Raw genomic sequence first — 16,718 nt, forward strand, 5'->3', positions numbered from 1 at the left:
GCGCGTTGCACGTTCCTGTGCCCATGCGTTGACCAGCCTCCCCGGCTGAGTCCGGGCCGGCAACGGCCCATCCTCTTCTGATCGTCGCCCCTTCACCGCGATCGGGCGACGATGCGAGTCGCTTCCATGACGCATCGATTCGATTTCAGGTTTCACCTGCAAGCCCAGAACGGCCAGCGGCGGCACTATCTGTCGGTCCCCAGGGGCGTGTTCCAATCCTTCATCCGCTTGCCGGTGCAGGCGCGCGATGCAACGCTTGAGCGCGCCTTGGCCTCGGTTCAGGGACGCGCACGCGTGCTGGTCTGCGACGCCAACCGCGTCCTGCTCAATCCCTGTCATCCGGCGCGGGCGCGTGAGCTGATTCGGCGCGGGCGCGGGCGCTTGGTGTCCGTGCAGCCGCCCGTGCTGCAGCTGCATCGCGCTGTGGCGAACCATCAGGCGGAGGAATTGGGATGAGTGAGCGCCACTTCCGGGGCGAGCGCGCCTCACAGCTCTTTCCAGTCCTGGCCTGTGAGCCCGAGCAGGGGATCTTCCTCCTGGACGATCAGAGCCTCGGCTTCGCCTGGCGCTGCGAGCCCATGGCCGGTGCCGACCCGGGCCAGGCCGACCGGCTCACCGCCTTCGTCAATCAGGAATGGCCGAAGGACACCCTGATCCAGGTGATACTCTGGGCCTCGCCCGATATCGCTGGACCGCTGGCGGTGATGAATGCCTTGCGCACGGACCTGCGCCAACCGCTGCTGCGACAAGCGACGGCCGAGCGCGCCGCCTTCTTGGAGACGGGCGTCACCACACCGCTGCTACGCCAGTCCGAGACCCGCGTGCGTGATGTTCAGGTGCTGGTGACCGTGAAGATCCCCTTGGCCGGTGCCTTGCCCACCACCCACGAGCATCAGGCCGCCGTCGATCTGCGTGCGAGCACCGAGCAGGTGCTGACGACCGTGGGCTTGCAGCCACGCGCCCTGAGCGCGGCTGACCAAGTGCGCCTCATGAATACCCTGCTCAACTGGGGCGCCGAGGCGACCTGGCGCGAGCGGGTGCGCCCCGAGGCCGATCCGAGCCGCATCCTCCGCGAGCAGGTCCTCGATACCGACCAGGCGATCGAGGTCGACAGCCGGGGCCTGACGATCGGTGATTGCCGCATCCAGACCCTGTCGGTGAAACGCTATCCGGATCGGCTGCCCTTTGGGCTGGCCGGGCGCTATCTGAGCGATCCCTTCTCGGGGACGCGCGGCATTCCGCACAACCTGCTGGTCTGTCTGAATCTGCACTTCCCCGAGCCCGAGGCAACCCGCGCGGTGCTCCAGGCACAGAGCCAGTGGGCGACCAAGATGGCGGCGGGGCCGGTCGCCATGTATCTGCCGCGTCTGGGCGAGCGGGCACGGGGCTTTCGGGTGCTGTTCGAGCGCCTGGATGCCGGGGACCGGCCGGTGCGGGCCTATCTGGGGCTGGTGTTGTTCTCCCATCGCGATGAGGCAACGGCCGCCGCGTCCAATCTGCGCACCTACTGGCGGGAGCTGGGCTTTCAGGTGGTGAGCGACCGCTTCTTCACGCTGCCCCTCTTTCTCAACTGTCTGCCCTTCGGCGCCGATCGCGGCGCCATCCGCGACCTGCAGCGCTACCGCACCCTGTCGGCGACCCACGCGGTCAATCTGATGCCGGTGCATGGGGACTGGAAAGGGACCGGCACCCCGGTCTTCAACCTCATCAGCCGGGGCGGGCAGCTGATGAACCTGTCGCTCTTCGACTCGGCCTCCAACTACAACGCCTGCATCGCCGCCCAATCGGGCTCGGGTAAATCCTTCCTGACCAACGAGCTGATTTCCACCACGCTGTCGGTGGGCGGGCGTTGCTGGGTGATCGATGTCGGCCGCTCCTACGAGAAGCTCTGCGAGGCGCTGGAGGGGCAGTTCCTGGCCTTCACCCGCGACTCGACGATCTGTCTCAATCCCTTCCAGCTGGTGCGCCACTGGGACGAGGAGGCGGACATGATCGCGACGCTGCTCGCGACCATGCTCGCGCCCTCGGAACCCTTGGGGGATTACCGGCTTTCCGGGCTCAAACGCATCCTCAAGCAGGTCTGGGATGCGCTGGGGGCGGCGATGACCATCGACGCGGTCGCCGAGGCCCTGGCGGCCGAGACGGATGATCGGGTGCGGGATCTGAGCACCCAGCTCTATCCCTTCACCACCCAGGGCGAGTATGGACGCTTCTTCAACGGACCCAACAGCATTGCGTTTTCAGCCCCCTTTGTGGTCCTGGAACTCGAAGAGCTGAAGGGCCGCAAGCACCTCCAGCAGGTGGTGTTGCTGCAGCTGATCTATCAGATTCAGCAGGCGATGTACCTTGGGGAGCGCGAGCAGCCGAAGCTTGTGATCATCGACGAGGCCTGGGATCTGCTCACCCAGGGCGATGTCGCCCGCTTCATCGAGACCGGCTATCGGCGCTTTCGCAAGTACCGTGGCGCGGCGGTGACCGTCACCCAGTCGCTCAACGACCTCTACGCCAACCCGACCGGGCGCGCCATCGCCGAGAATTCGGCCCATACCTTCCTGCTCGCGCAGCCGGCGCAGGCCATCGATCAGCTGCGCGAGGCCAAGCGCCTGCCGCTGACCGAGGCGGGGGCGGAGCTGTTGAAGACCGTCCATACCCAGCCCGGCGTCTATTCCGAGATCATGACCGTCTGCGACAGCGGAGCGGGCATTGGCCGTTTGGTCGTCGATCCTTTTCGTCAGTTGCTCTATTCGACCCATCCGCGCGATGTGGCGGCGCTCGATGCGCTGCGCCGGCAGGGGCTTTCGGTGAGCGAGGCGATTCTGCGGCTGCTGAAGGAGCGGGGGCATGGCTGAGATCCGCACGCCGCCGCGGCGCACCTGCAAACCAACACCAACCGGTTATGGCTGGCCGCCAAGCATGCTCGCGCTCCTTGTGTCGGTGGTTGTGACCGGCACCGGGCTGATCTGGATGCAGCGGGAACTGGACCGGTCACTCGCCGTGCGTCCGCCGATCGTGGTGCTCGACCTGTCCGCTGCCGCGCGCGAGACGGATCCGGCACGGCTGAAGACACTCTTGGACCACTATCGCACGACCGCCGAGCGGCTGGCTGGTCAGGGGCTCCTGGTCCTGGATCGTCAGGCGGTGCTGGCCGCCCCAAAGGGTCTGATCCTGACAGATCGGGAGGTGCGGCATGCAGCGGATTGAGCCGCTCGCCCAACGACAGCGCGGGCTCTTCGGGAAGCGAGCTTCACGTCTATTGATCCGGCGACGCTCGCGACGCTTCCTCTGGCTGTCGACTGTCCTGCTGCTTGTGCTGGTGGCCATCGCGTTCTATGGGAGCACACGCTACCGCCTCGGCATCGACACCCAGGCGCGGGTGAGTTTGGCCCCGCATCGCGTCTTCCTGGTCGACACCTGGCAGGGGCCGGAGGACATCACCCAAGGCGATTTGGTCGCCTTTCGCGCTCAAGGACTCGCGCCCTGGTTCCGGGACGGCCAACTGCTGATCAAACATGCGGCGGGAGTGCCGGGGGATTGGGTGACGGTCGATCCCCAGCACACCTGGATCAATGGGATGCGGATGGCCGACGGACTGGCCCTGGCGGCGACCCTGAAGCGGGATCCGGCGACCTTTCTGCGCCACGAGCGGGTGCCGGTCGAGCATTTCTGGATGCTCGGCGAGACGGCGGACAGCTTCGACTCGCGCTACTGGGGGTTTCTGCCGCAGGCGCAGGTCGTGGGAAAGGCGTATGCGTTGTTCTGAGTGCTGGCTGGCGACATCGGTGCTGGGACTCGTCGTCGGCAGCGGTGCAGTGACGTTCGCGTTGGCTCAGTCCGCGCTGCCTGAGACCAGACTTCGGGATGAGACGGTGCGCATCCAGGAGCAGGCGCTGACTGCGCCGCGCCCGGCGTGGCTGACGAACCAGAAGGGGACGATCGAGGATTGGTCGCGACGGTTGGGCAATCTGGAGCCCGGCGCTCCGTCGTGGGGTATGCCTCTGGCCGCCGATGCAACGCCGACGGGGCAGAGCGACCGTGGGCTGACGCTCACCATTCTGGCGTCCCGTGCCCTGGGCGAGGCGCAACTGCGCGAGCTGTTCGCGCAGGCGTCCGGACGGCCCGAGGTGCGGGTGGTCTTTCGGGGCGTGGCACCCCGCGAATCGCTGGGTGCCTTCATACGCCAGATCCACGGGCTCTTGCGTGAAGCGAGCAACGACATGGATAGCGACGCACTTCCCCGCATCGAGATCGACCCACGTCCCTTTCAGACTCCGTTGGTTGAAGTCGCTCCGACCCTGATCGCCACCGATGGGGCCGGGAAAGAGGTCGCCCGCGTCAGCGGCATCAGCCGTCCGGACTGGATCCTTGAGCAGGTGGGGCAGGGCCGGCGGGGCGATCTGGGCGTACGCGGACCCACCGTCGCCGTCAGCGAGCCCGACCTGATTGCAGAGCTGCAAGGGCGTCTGGCGGGCATCGACTGGGGCGCCCGGCGTGAGGCGGCACTGGCGCGCTATTGGGAGCGGGCGGCCTTTGCCGAGCTGCCGGTGGCGGATAAGGCACGTGAGCGACGGCTGGACCTGACGCTCGTGGCTCAGACCGATGCGGCCCTCCCGAACGGGACCACCCTGATCCGCGCTGGCGAGCGTGTCGATCCGCTTGCCGTCATGCCTTTCCGTCAGCGCCTCTTCATCTTTGACGCCACCGACCCACGTCAAGTGGCCGAGGTCGCGCGACGCGGAGCGGCGAGTCGTGCCGAGGGACGGCTGCCGCTCTATCTGGCGACACGGTTGGATCGCGAGGCGGGGTGGGGTGGCTACCGTGATGTCCAGACGGCCTTGCAGGATCCGCTCTACCTGCTGACCCCCGACGTCCGGCGCCGCTTCCAGATCGAGCGAGTGCCCGCCATGGTCGAGTCGCATGACGGCATCTTGGTGGTGGCCGAATGGCCGCCGGAGGGCTGAGCATGCGCAGAATGCTGAGCTGCCGCTTCCTTCAGGCCGCCGTGCTGGTGGGTTTACTGCTCGCGCTGGCCCTGACCGTGCGCGCCCAGGCGGCGGCCACGACGGGTCTGGGCAACGCCGTCTGCCCCGACGCTGAGCTGCTCGGACCCAAGCTCATCACCGACATCTGCTGGAGCTGTCTCTTTCCGCTACGGATCGCTGGTGCGCCGATCGGGGGAGGATCCGTGCCGAGCGGTGCCAGCGACCAGGCGCTGTGCGCCTGTCCCGATCCGGCCGGGCTGCCGAGTCCAGGTGTCGTGATCGGGATGTGGGAGCCGGCGCGCATCGTCGAGCTGGTCCGTGTTCCTGGCTGTATGCCCTCGCTCGGCGGTGCCCGGCTCGATCTGGGTGCCTTTCGCACCCTGGGCACGCCGGGGCAGGCCGAGTACGACGGCTCGGACAAGGCCTTCTACAACTATCACTACTACGCCTTCCCGGTCCTGGTGATGCTCGATCTGTTCTTCCCGGACCGCTGCAACGTCGATCACTTGACCGACTTCGACGTGCTCTATCTCTCCGAGCTGGATCCGACCTGGAACAACGACGAGCTGGCCTTCTTCACCAATCCGGAGGCGGCCTTCGTGGCCAACCCCATCGCCCAAGCGGCCTGTCTGGTCGATGCCGCCTCCGCGACCACGGTGCAGAAGCCCTTGGACGAGCTCTTCTGGTGCGCCGGTGCCTGGGGCGGGCTCTATCCCTTCACCGGGCGCATCCCGACGCTCAACGGCCGCCCCTCGGAGATGAGTCTGGCGAGTGCCCGGGTGCTCGCCGCCCTGCATCGGCGGGGACTGGCGCGTCAGACCGTCGGGGATGAAGCCCTCTGCGAGGCGCCCTTCGCACTGATGCTGCCCAAGGCCCAGTACCGACTGTCCCAGTTCTATCCGCTCCCTGAGGCCAATTCCAACCACGTCATCGGCGAGAGCGAGCTGCGCTGGGGCATGTGGCGCAACATTCCTGGGGTCGGCGAGGACCACCTCTATCTGATCTGGCGCTGGCATGACTGCTGCCTTAGCTGGTTGTGATCCCAGGCCGCCGGGTTGGGGTCGGCGATCACTGGTCAGCGTCCTGACTCTAGCCATCGTCTGGACCCCCTGGGCGCTGGTCTGGGGTGATGACCTGCGTCGGGCGCTCGACTTCGATCAGGCGGCGACCGATGGACAGGATCTGGGAACCGCACTCGGCAGCGATCCAGCGCTGTTGGCCCCCTTCGATCAGCCTGGCGACTATCGGGTCTTCTTTCCGGGCGCGGAGGCCGGCGAAGCGACTGACTGGAGCGCGCTCTACGGCAATCCGGAAGCCTTGGAAGCAGCCGGTCTCCAGACCCTGCAGGACCTGGTCGACACGCCCTATGCCGACTCCTCCGCGACCGGCCAGGCGTATCAGACCCTCCTCGAGCCGGTCGATCGTCCGCGCAGCGACCTGAGCGCCGATCCGCTATGGGACTTCACCGATGCGACCGTCGGCTCACTGGACGACTTCACCACAACCTATGCCGACTGCACCTGGGACAACAGCTTTCTCAGCCGTCCGCGCAGGGTGCATGTCCCCGAATACGAAGCCTGTCTGATCCCGGACAAGGATCAGCCCAAGCTCAGTTGCACGGCCAGTCGGACGTTGGACGCGACGGTCTATTGGGACCCGGTGCAGGTCGGCACCGATCCCGAGACCGGCGAGCCGATCATCGAGTATGTCAGGCGGGTCGAGAAGCGGGTGGATCTGTGGAGTTGGGAATCCGCCGCCTGCCTTGAAACGATCAGCGAACGGTTGATGGACGGCTTCTGCCGCAGTACCACGACCTGCAGCAGTAACCCGGATGCCGACTGCGTCCCAGTCACCGGCGGAGAGCTGTGCGGGGGTGAGCTGGTCGCGCCGCCCTATCTGGGCGTCACCGGCAACGAGCCCTGGGAGGAGTTCTCCGGGATCGGTGCCGCCTGTATGCAGGTGAGCGTCGCCCTCGACTGCACCAGCTTCAACGAAGGCCAGATGGATTGCTGGACCGATCCGGATGGGGTGCAGCACTGTCCCGAGAATCCCGGCGATCTGGACAACTGCGCGGTCCTCGACGCCAATCCCAACTGTCGGCCGGTGAACCGCCAGTGTGCCGAGGAAGCGACCGGCCGCTCAGGTGTCTGCTACGTCGATCAGCTGGTCTACGACTGCGGCACCGATCAGGAGATCGCCGGCATCGAGCGCACCTCGGAGCTCGACTGTGGCGGTGAGATCCGCTGTCTGGGTGATGACTGTGTGGCGATTGAGCCTGAGTCTTCCGACGACTTCGACGAAGCTGTGGCGGCGCTCAATGCCGCAGAGATGGTCTCGCTCGATGCCGATTGCACAGCGGGGAGCTGTCAGGTCTTTAAAGGCGAGGCGCTGGAATGCAAGCGCGCGGTTGGCGGCATCGTCAACTGCTGCGAGCGTCCGAGCGGGATTTCGCTCGGGCTCTATCTGCAGCTGATGTTCTCGGTGGCCAAGCTCGACAGCGTGACCCTGTCATTGGTCAAAGCCGGCGTCTCCAATCCCGCCTTCGGCGCCTGGGAGACCCTGCGCTCGCCGCTGGTCGACACCTGGTCGGCGGTCAAGGACGCCTTCACCTCGGCGGTCAACAATATCACCGGCAATACCACGGCGGTGACCACGGAGGCGGCCAAGCAGGGGCTGATCGCCACCTTCAAACAGCAGCTCCTGCAGCAGACGGTGCAGTGGACCGCCTCGGTATTCGGCCCCCAGGCGGCCAACGCGCTCTTCGTCGATGCCGCGACCGGTGGCGCTGCCGTGGCCGCCGATGGCTCGGTGGCCTCGACCGTGGCCCTCAATCCCGCCATTTCGGTCGTGCTCTACTGGGTGATGTGGGCCTATCTGATCTACACCATCGTCATGATCCTGATCCGCCTCATCTGGGAGTGCACCGAGGATGAGTTCACCCTCGGCGTGCAGCGCGAGCTGAGGTCCTGTCACCGGGTCGGCTCTTACTGCAAGAAGAACTTCTTTGGTGCCTGTATCGAGAGTCGCGACAGCTTCTGCTGCTTCAATTCACCGCTCTCGCGGATCTTGAATGAGCAGATCCGGGGCCAGGCCGGCATCGGCGGCTACGGCAGCGCCAAGCACCCCAACTGCTCCGGGATCGCTGTCGAGACGCTGGCCCAGGTCGACTGGAGCCGCATCGACCTCTCGGAATGGCTCACCATGCTGACGGAATCGGATCTGATCCTGACCACCACGGGTCTGGACCTGGAGACGCTGACCGAAGGGCAGGGCAACCGCACCGCTGATCGGCTTGAGGACCTGAGTGATGTCCAGACCGTCGGGGGAGCGAATCGAGCGGCCGAGGCGCAAGGATGGGATGAGACGCTGGAGACCTTACCGAGGGCGACTGAGCCGAGCACGCATCGAGGCCCGACGGAGCGCGATTGACGCGGCGCCGCGAGCGGATAGAGTGTCGGGCGGGCCTCAGGCGCCATCGAAGCATCGAACGCCCGTCGCTGGACCCGACGGCGGATACGACCTCTGGAGTCGGCTTCCATCCTCACTCGGAGATCACTCATGCCGCGTCCTCTTCTGATCCTGGCCGCCGTGCTGCTGTCGTGCTCCGCCTTCGCCGAGGACGCGGACATCGCCGCCCTCTTTGCACAGACCGACCGCGACGGCACGCTGGTGCTCTCCGCGCTGCGCACGGGCGAGACCTTCGTCCACGATGAGGCACGCGCCCGGCGCCGTTTCTCGCCGGCCTCCACCTTTAAGATCTTCAACACCCTGATCGCCCTTGAGGCCAAGGCGATCGGCGGTGCCGACGACCGCTTTGCCTGGGACGGTCAGCAGTATGCCTTCCCGGACTGGAATCGGGACCAGACCCTCGACAGCGCCTTCAGGGTGTCCTGCGTCTGGTGCTATCAGGTCCTGGCGCGTCGCGTGGGCGCGGCCGCCTATCGTGAGGCGATCGAGCGGGCGGGATACGGCGTGCTGCCCGAGCCCTTCCCGCTGACCGAGTTCTGGCTCGACGGCTCGCTGCGGATCAGTGCCCGCGAGCAGGTCGACTTCATCAAGCAGGTGGTCCGCCGCACGCTACCGTTCGGTGCTCACGTCTATGACACCCTGCGCGACATCATGGTCGTCGAGCAGACCCCGGATTGGACGTTGCGCGCCAAGACCGGCTGGTCGACGCGCTTGAGCCCCTCGATCGGCTGGTACGTCGGCGACCTCGAAACACGCGACGAGACCTGGGTCTTCGCGCTGAATCTCGACCTGCGCGACGCCGAGGACCTGCCGTTGCGGGCGGCGTTGACACGGGCAGTCTTGCAGGCCAAGGGCGTCATCGACTGACGAGGCGCCGTGTCGTCGTCGGACGGATCAGGGGCGGCGCGTGACGAAGAACTCGTAGGCATAGTGCTGCGAAGAGCGACGGTGCATCGCGGGCTCCTCGGCCATCTGCTCGAGGATGGCCAAGGCCTCGGCATCCTGGGCGTAGGTGCGGTGCAGCGCATCGATGCGTTGCTCCATCGGCGTGTAGAAGTCGTCCCACCAGGCCGCGTCCGGCAGGGTGAAGTGATCGATCAGCTCGAGCTCGGACGCTTGAATGGTGGCGATGACGTCGTCCGCCCGGCCCATCGTCGGGTAGTCCTCGAAGCTGGCCCTGACGGCCGGCGGTGGATTCTCCGTGCGCCAGACCGCATCCGTGAAGGCGAGATAGCCGCCAGGACGCAGCAAGTCGTGGCCGATCCGCAGCGCCTTGGCGATCCCGATGTTGTAGAGCGCGCCCTCTGACCAGACGAGATCGAAGCTCCCTGGTGGCTGTTTCGGGTTGGCCATGTCGCCAACGATGGCCTGAATACGCGAGGCAAGCCCGCGCTCGGCCAGGGTCGCCGTCAGCCGTGCGATGCTTGGCGCGTGGCTGTCGATCGCCACGATCGAGCCCGCCGTCAGCTCGGCGAGATGGAGGGTTTGGCCACCGACGCCGCATCCCAGATCGAGGATCGCCGGGTCCGGCGGCAGCCCGCTGCACAGCCCGAGCGCGCGGGCGGTACAGGCGCGGCTACCCGGACCCTGCCTCGGCAGGGCTTCGTAGACCGCGAAGAAGATCTCCCAGAAGCGCGGCGTTGGATCTGTCATCGGCGTGGTGCTCTGAGGGTGACGCGTCATGAGCACGCCGTGCCGGCTCGGCACGGCGTCGAACGCCTGTTGCTGTTGAAGTCGGCCTTGGCGAAGCCTACCAGGCCATGTTGTTCATCAGGAGAGCGAGCATACAGCCATGATCCTTCGCTACGCCGTCCTGGAAGACGTGCCGGCATTGCGCACGGTCTACGCCGACGCGGTCCACACCCTCGCGCCGCCGCTCTACAGCGCCGAGCAGGTGCGGGTGTGGGCCAGCTTTTCCGAGCAGGATGCGTTCGTGGCCTTCATCCGCGATGTCGACACCCTCGTCGCCGAGGTCGACGGCCGCCCGGTCGGATTCCGCGGGATCGGCGCCGACGGTCACGTCGCCTCCGTCTACGTCGTTGGCCACGCCGCCGGGCAGGGAGTCGGCACCCGGCTGCTGAGCCAAGCCCAGCAGGATCATACCGCACCGACCTCGGGCCGCTATTTCACCGAGGCCAGTCTGCTCAGCCGCCCACTCTTTCTCAAGCTGGGGTTCGTTCAGATTGGCATCGAGCACGCGGATCGGGATGAGATTGCCTTCGAGCGATTCCTCATGCAGCGGCCTTTGGACCGTCCGGTGCGGAGCGACTGCGCGAAGATCCTGCGGCCGTGAGTCAGTCGAAGATGCGAAGACAGGGTTGCGACTGGGACTTGCGCTGTCTGGTCTACGCGGATACCAGTCACCGGACGCCTGTCGGCCGAGCAACCGCAAAGGACGCACTCCGGTCGCTCGCAGACGGCCCTCTGGATGGCTTAGATCGGACAGCGGGCACTGCTGGGTCAGGCCATGAGCTACCGCGAGTTTGGTCGTTGGCCCATTTGGCCACAAGCAGCTAACGAGAAGGCCGAGTCGCCAACGGCAGCAAGACCCAGGACGCAGGACGTCATCGCCGGCCATACAACCGGCACTTAGATGTTTCTGCCGATCTAGCAGGCCGTTCGGAGCTTCTAACGGTCTGCTGGGCCTGTCACTGCATTCGTGGCAGTTAGGCCGCCAGCAGTCTAGCGGAGCCCGACATCTGCTTACGCTTGCCGGGGCTCAAACTGCCGAAGTTGCTACAATTGGGCTCTGTCGACTGGCTTCCCGTGCGCCACCGATGGAGTTGAGTAGCCTCTCAACGGCAGTTGGACGTGAGCTGGTCGGGTATCATCCTGACAATATATACCCGCTCTTGTTAGCACATCTTATTTCTAAATAAAAAGGGTAATCCCCCGGCTTTGCCGGGGTGACCGTAGCAGTTTGACATTTCCGGGAGTCCATCGGGGACACTCCGTCGCGTGAGCCGCCAAGCACACGCTTGTGGAGAGTCCCGATGGACGAGTATGAGAGCCTAAGTCACTCCAAATGGGAGTGCAAATATCACATTGTGTTTATTCCAAAATGCCGCCGTCGCGTGCTCTACGGGCAGCTCCGGGCGCACCTTGGTGAGGTTTTTCACCAGTTGGCCAAGCAAAAGGAGAGCCGAATCGAAGAGGGGCATCTGATGCCAGACCATGTGCATATGCTCATTTCGATTCCGCCCAAGTATGCCGTCTCGCAAGTGGTGGGATTCATCAAAGGCAAGAGCGCGATCCACTTAGCCAGAGTGTACGGCGAGCGCAAACGAAATTTCACGGGCCAGAGTTTCTGGGCACGGGGATACTTCGTCTCCACGGTTGGTCGAGACGAAGCGCTGATTCGCCAATATATCCGCCACCAAGAGCAAGAACTCATCGTTCGCTTAATTTTCCCCTTCGGTCCATGAAAGTGAGTCAAGCTACAGGCACTGACCATCCTGAGTCATAAACACCATGGAAACCGCGCCCACAGTGACTCGTATCGAACGGGTCGATGACATCCCGCTGCTCTTGGCGCAGCTGGCCAAGATGGAGGTGGCGTCGCGGCTGGACCAGCACTTTCCGACACACGGGAACTGGCAAGGGCTGAGTCTTGGTGAGGTCGCCGTGGTGTGGTTGGCCTACATTCTCAGCGCTGGTGACCACCGTCTGAACTCGGTCCAGGGCTGGGTGGCGGGGCTGTTGATGACCTTGCGGGTGTGCCTGGGAGCACCGGGCTTGCGCGCACTCGATGTCAGCGACGATCGTCTGTGCATCGTGCTCGAGCGTCTGGGTCGCGACGATGCGGCGTGGGACGCCTATGAGCGCGCGCAGAACGCGACGCTGCTGCGGGTCTATGACCTGACGGCCCGACGGGTACGCATCGACAGCACCACGGCGAAAAGTTATGTCGGCGTCACCGAGGACGGTCTGTTCCAATTCGGTCACAGCAAGGAGCATCGCCCTGACCTGCCGCAGTTGAAGATCAATCAGTCGACGCTCGATCCGCTGGGGTTGCCACTGAGCACCACCGTGGTCAGCGGCGAGCGGGCCGATGATCCGTTGTACGTCCCGGAGATTCGCAAGGTGCAGGCGATCCTCCAACAATCAGGCGTGCTTTATGTCGGCGACTGCAAGATGGCGGCGCTCGCCACCCGCGCCTACCTGGCGGCGAGCCAGGATTATTATCTGTGCCCGCTGCCGGGGGTCCAGATGCCGGCTGCCACCCTGCACGCCTTGTTGGCGCCGGTGTGGACGGGGGAGCAGGCGCTCACACCCGTGTTCCGCGCCCCCGTGACGGCCGCTGACAAGCCCCAGCACATCGCCAACGGATTTTCCGATCAGGTTACGCTCACGAGCACCGAGGGCCTCGCGTGGCAGGAGCAGCGCATGGTGGTGCACTCCCTGAAACACGCTGCCGCGCAACACCAGCGCCTGGACCAGCGCCTGCAACAGGCCGAGCAAGACATCGCGGGACTCAACCAGCGCGGGCGTGGCCACAAGCGCCTGGATGAAGCACAGGCGCACGCCGCCGTGGACGCGATCCTGACGCAGCAGGCGGTGGGCGCCATCCTCGTCGTTGACTACCAGGTGGACACCCATACCACCCGTACGCGGACCTACCTCAGGCATCCTGCCCGGGACGTCACCACGCTCAGCGTGACTGTGCGCACGCACCGCGACCCCGTGGCGTATGAGGAGACCGTGCGGGGCTTGGGCTGGCGGGTGTTCGTGAGCAACGACCTCGTCGTGGATGTGGGCGAGGCGGTGCTCGCCTACCGCGAGGAATACCTCATCGAGCGCGGCTTCAACCGTTACCGGGGCAAGCTCCTGGGCTTGACGCCGTTGTACCTGTGTTCGACCACCCGCATCAAGGGCCTCATCCGTCTTCTCGCCATCGGCCTGCGCGTCTTGTGCCTGGTTGAGTTCACGGTGCGCGAGGCATTGCAGGCGAAGGCCGAAAAGCTCGATCACCTCTACGCGGGAAACCCCAAACGGGCGACCGCCAGGCCCACCACCGAAATGATGCTCAGGACCTTTACCGGCATCAGCCTGATCGTGGTCAGCCTCGGCGGCACGGACTGGCACAGCATGACTCCACTGAACCCGGTGCAGTCGCGCATTGTTGGCTTGCTCGGATTTCCGGAAATCATTTATCAAGGGCTGGGTATGCAATCCGAGGACACGGCTTTCAAAATGGGCGAACCGTGAGCAAGAAGATCAGCGCTTAGAGCAGTTAAACCTCTGGCGCTGATTTGCCCCCTTTAGGGGGCGCAAGAATTTAGGGTCGCGTTAGCGACCCTCCGCCGCTTCGAGCGGCTCACGAATTCAAAGCCCCCGGCTCTGCCGGGGGATGGTTACTTTTCTAATAATGCAACTTCATTTTTTCTCTTCTTACAATCACACGCTGTATCGCCAGTATCTCGCCCTCAAAGCGTCCACTTTCGGACAGCCTAGGCACAGTCAGGAATTGGTATTACCGCTCGAATCTCAAGTAGCAGAACCCGACGAAGCGGACAAGCACAGTTTATTTCTCGGCTGTATAACCAATGATGGATCAATGGCGGGAATGATTAGGGGTACTGAACTTTGCAGAGCGTTCCCTCATCGAGAATACTTCTCGGCTCAGCTAGATGCGGCCGAGATGCGTTATCTCGAAAAAAAGGGGTTCACTATGAATGCGCTGGGTGTGCGGAAAAAATTTCGTGGACATGATCGCGGGCATGATGTCGAGCATAAAGGTGTAGTTTACAGAAGCGTCAGCCTGGCTCTTATCTCGTGTATGTCTGAACGATTTTTTGAGAACAACTATGATATATGCGTGATAACAGCTATCCAGGGAATATCCGCGAGACAATGCAGAGAGGTCGGTTTTCAGCAGCTAGGTTGCAGCTTTGCGCCTGATTGTCGTGATAGGAAACTAATAAACTTATTCAAAATCAATCCTTCTATCGCAGGAGTCGCGCTCTATGAATGCTTACGGTCTTTTCAGAACTGAAGTTTCCGGATTCTGGCGCGATCAGGTGTCAGTAGCGCTTGGGGAGGCTGGGATTTCGGCAGGGTTTGCGCAAATCTAGACAAACCCCCTCAAAATACCCCCACCCATGTCGCCAACCCGGTCCCAAAGCCGGAAACTTCAGTTCATGACTGAAGGCTACCGCCTTCGAGTACATCGAGGTGTTATACAACCGCAGGCGTCTGGATTCCACCCTCGGTTACACTTCCCCGATACAGGTTCTGAAGGACTAGATCAACCTTGTACCTGATTACCAACGAGACTCAGCAGGCTCACGTTTTGATCCACCGGCCGGCGCACACTGGCGCCGTATCCACCATCGCCGGGAGTCTGCACATGGCCAAGAACCCCATCCAGTTCCAGAAGGGTTTGAGTTTACATGCGTTTCTCGATCAGTACGGGACCGAGGAGCAGTGCGCCGACGCACTGTTCGGCTGGCGCTGGCCGGGGGGCTTAGTCTGCCCGGAGTGCGGGCATCCCGAGGACTTCGTCGCCCTGCACACGCGCGACCTGATGCAGTGCAGGCATTGCCACCACCAGGCCTCGCTGACCGCCGGGACGATCTTCGCCTACACCAAGCTGCCCCTGACCGTCTGGTTTCTCGCCATGTATCTGCTCACCCAGCAGAAAAACGCCATCTCCGCCCTCGAACTCAAGCGCCATCTCGGGGTGTCCTACCCCACGGCGTGGAGGATCAAGCACAAGCTCCTGCAGGTCATGCTCGAACGTGACGCCGATCGGCAATTGACCGGGGTGATCGAGATCGACGACGTGTACTGGGGCGGCGAGGTTCATGGCGAGACCCCCGGACGCGGCTCGCCCAACAAGACCCCCTTCGTCGCCGCGGTGGCCAAGAACCACGAGGGCCACCCGATCGCGCTGCGCATGAGCGTGGTCAAGGGGTTCCGCAAGACCGAGCTGGCGCACTGGGCCGCCAAATTCATCCACCCCGACAGGATCGTCGTCAGCGACGGCCTCGCCTGCTTTCGCGGGATCGCGGATGCCGGCATCGAGCACCAAGCCATGGTGACCGGCAGCGGCGCGGGCGGCGTCGAACTGCCCGAACGCAAGTGGATCAACACTATCCTCGGCAACGTGAAAACCGCCATGAAAGGCACCTACCATAAGGCCGGCCCTCGCCATCTGCCGCGTTACCTCGCGGAGTTCTCCTATCGGTTCAATCGCCGCTTCGACCTGGCGGCCATGCTGCCGCGCCTCGGCGTTGCGGCCGCGCGGACCCCGCCCATGCCCGAACGCCTGCCCAAGTTGGCTGAGTCTCGTTGGTAATCAGGACCTTGTAAAGGGAGAAAAGCAGGTCGCATGAACCCCTGCCCTTGGAAGACGAAAAACCGAGGGAAGCTCAGTTCGAGAATACCTCTCCTTGCAGATTGCCTCCACTAGGGCTAATCTGGCTCGGAGGCTTTAAGCGTGGGAGGGGTTGCAAAATGCGCATGCAGACAGATGATGTCGGGCCCGGTTCAAACGTAATAGAGGATCGTCCTGTCGGTCCCGTGCCAATAACTGCCGGTAACGAACTCTATCTTGGAGCGCAGATCTCATCGCGAGATGATCTCAACGCCTACTTCAACGAGTTGAATCGTCTAGGAAAAGCTACAGGTTCGTCCTGCTGCGATTTCTGTTGCATTCACACACCAGCTCCAACAAAACCGTAAGGCCAATCCTGATTTGCTTTTTGTTGGGTTCGCAAGTCCTTCGAGACACCGGCTGCTCGGCGTGCGGTGTCTCGGGTGTGCTTGACTTGTATGGACTCACACCTCGGGGTTCGGAGGCAGCTGTAGCACGCGCCGAGCTGGGGCCTGACGTGGTGGGCGAAGGTGGACCGTATCTGTTGCTGGACAAAGGGCGTCGCTTAAGCAGAAACTCAGCGACACTTCGTTGCGGCGAAATCCTGTTCGCGGCCAACAACGCATGGAGACGGTTGTTGTTGAACTCGCAGTCCGCGCTCTTGTGCAGTTCTCTGTATCCCGCTCGACGCTGATAACGCCGGGGAGACGGACTCGTGCGGCCGGCACTACTCGTACCCCATTCAACGCAGTAGGCCTCGAAGCCATAAGCGGTGAGAATGTTGGGCCGGCGAAGCCACTTCTGAGATCGCACGTAGTTTAATGGTGCCGCTCAACTCTCTAGCCCGTTTGCGGCTCTTCGCACCCATTTTACGCAACCGGTTGTTTGGCCTATCCCGTAGGTGCAGGTTCGCCGCTACACCCGATTAGTATATTATGCAATGGAGTGCGGCG

At 63.8% G+C, this 16,718-nt stretch carries 13 protein-coding genes; 12 read left to right on the top strand and 1 reads right to left on the bottom strand.

From position 1 onward, the window contains the following. The first annotated feature begins 126 nt into the window (after positions 1-126). The 8 genes from G3446_RS00240 (at position 127) to blaOXA (ending at position 9,314) form a co-directional block, all read left to right on the top strand. On the top strand, positions 127-456 hold the full coding sequence (locus tag G3446_RS00240) for an RRXRR domain-containing protein (RefSeq protein WP_164450381.1): 330 nt from the start codon (positions 127-129) through the stop codon (positions 454-456). Continuing rightward, positions 453-2,849, top strand: a complete 2,397-nt coding sequence (gene traC / locus G3446_RS00245) for a type IV secretion system protein TraC (protein ID WP_164450382.1) — start codon at positions 453-455, stop codon at positions 2,847-2,849. The genes G3446_RS00240 and traC overlap by 4 nt, the downstream gene beginning before the upstream one ends. Next, positions 2,842-3,201: a hypothetical protein gene (locus tag G3446_RS00250; protein ID WP_245232215.1), complete on the top strand. Its 360-nt coding sequence runs from the start codon at positions 2,842-2,844 to the stop codon at positions 3,199-3,201. Before traC ends, G3446_RS00250 begins: the two co-directional genes overlap by 8 nt. Continuing rightward, positions 3,188-3,760, top strand: a complete 573-nt coding sequence (gene lepB / locus G3446_RS00255) for a signal peptidase I (RefSeq protein WP_164450383.1) — start codon at positions 3,188-3,190, stop codon at positions 3,758-3,760. Before G3446_RS00250 ends, lepB begins: the two co-directional genes overlap by 14 nt. Next, positions 3,747-4,958: a TrbC family F-type conjugative pilus assembly protein gene (locus tag G3446_RS00260; RefSeq protein ID WP_164450384.1), complete on the top strand. Its 1,212-nt coding sequence runs from the start codon at positions 3,747-3,749 to the stop codon at positions 4,956-4,958. The genes lepB and G3446_RS00260 overlap by 14 nt, the downstream gene beginning before the upstream one ends. Positions 4,959-4,960: 2 nt before the next feature. Continuing rightward, on the top strand, positions 4,961-6,019 hold the full coding sequence (locus G3446_RS00265) for a TraU family protein (RefSeq protein ID WP_164450385.1): 1,059 nt from the start codon (positions 4,961-4,963) through the stop codon (positions 6,017-6,019). Further along, positions 5,994-8,408 (top strand): conjugal transfer protein TraN, encoded by a 2,415-nt coding sequence (gene traN / locus G3446_RS00270; RefSeq protein WP_164450386.1) that lies wholly within the window; start codon positions 5,994-5,996, stop codon positions 8,406-8,408. The genes G3446_RS00265 and traN overlap by 26 nt, the downstream gene beginning before the upstream one ends. 129 nt (positions 8,409-8,537) lie before the next feature. Then, positions 8,538-9,314, top strand: a complete 777-nt coding sequence (blaOXA, locus tag G3446_RS00275) for a class D beta-lactamase (protein WP_164450387.1) — start codon at positions 8,538-8,540, stop codon at positions 9,312-9,314. Between the two features lie 27 nt (positions 9,315-9,341). Here the strand turns inward: blaOXA and G3446_RS00280 are convergent, their stop codons facing one another. Then, positions 9,342-10,100, bottom strand: coding sequence for a class I SAM-dependent methyltransferase (locus G3446_RS00280; RefSeq protein ID WP_164450388.1), 759 nt, complete (start codon positions 10,098-10,100; stop codon positions 9,342-9,344). Between the two features lie 139 nt (positions 10,101-10,239). Between G3446_RS00280 and G3446_RS00285 the strand changes: the two genes are divergently transcribed. The 4 genes from G3446_RS00285 (at position 10,240) to G3446_RS00300 (ending at position 15,747) form a co-directional block, all read left to right on the top strand. Then, positions 10,240-10,740 (top strand): GNAT family N-acetyltransferase, encoded by a 501-nt coding sequence (locus G3446_RS00285; RefSeq protein WP_164450389.1) that lies wholly within the window; start codon positions 10,240-10,242, stop codon positions 10,738-10,740. Between the two features lie 700 nt (positions 10,741-11,440). Next, a complete protein-coding gene (tnpA, locus tag G3446_RS00290; protein WP_164450390.1) occupies positions 11,441-11,872 on the top strand; it encodes an IS200/IS605 family transposase in 432 nt (143 codons plus the stop codon). 46 nt (positions 11,873-11,918) lie between these two features. Then, positions 11,919-13,655 carry an IS1634 family transposase gene (locus tag G3446_RS00295; protein ID WP_164450391.1) on the top strand — a complete coding sequence of 579 codons (1,737 nt, stop codon included), beginning with the start codon at positions 11,919-11,921 and terminating at the stop codon, positions 13,653-13,655. Positions 13,656-14,796: 1,141 nt separating this feature from the next. After that, entirely contained in the window at positions 14,797-15,747 is a 951-nt protein-coding gene (locus G3446_RS00300) for an IS1595 family transposase (protein WP_164450458.1), read from the top strand. Positions 15,748-16,718 lie beyond the last annotated feature (971 nt).

The organism is Thiorhodococcus minor, from assembly GCF_010820565.1.
Lineage (GTDB): Bacteria > Pseudomonadota > Gammaproteobacteria > Chromatiales > Chromatiaceae > Thiorhodococcus > Thiorhodococcus minor.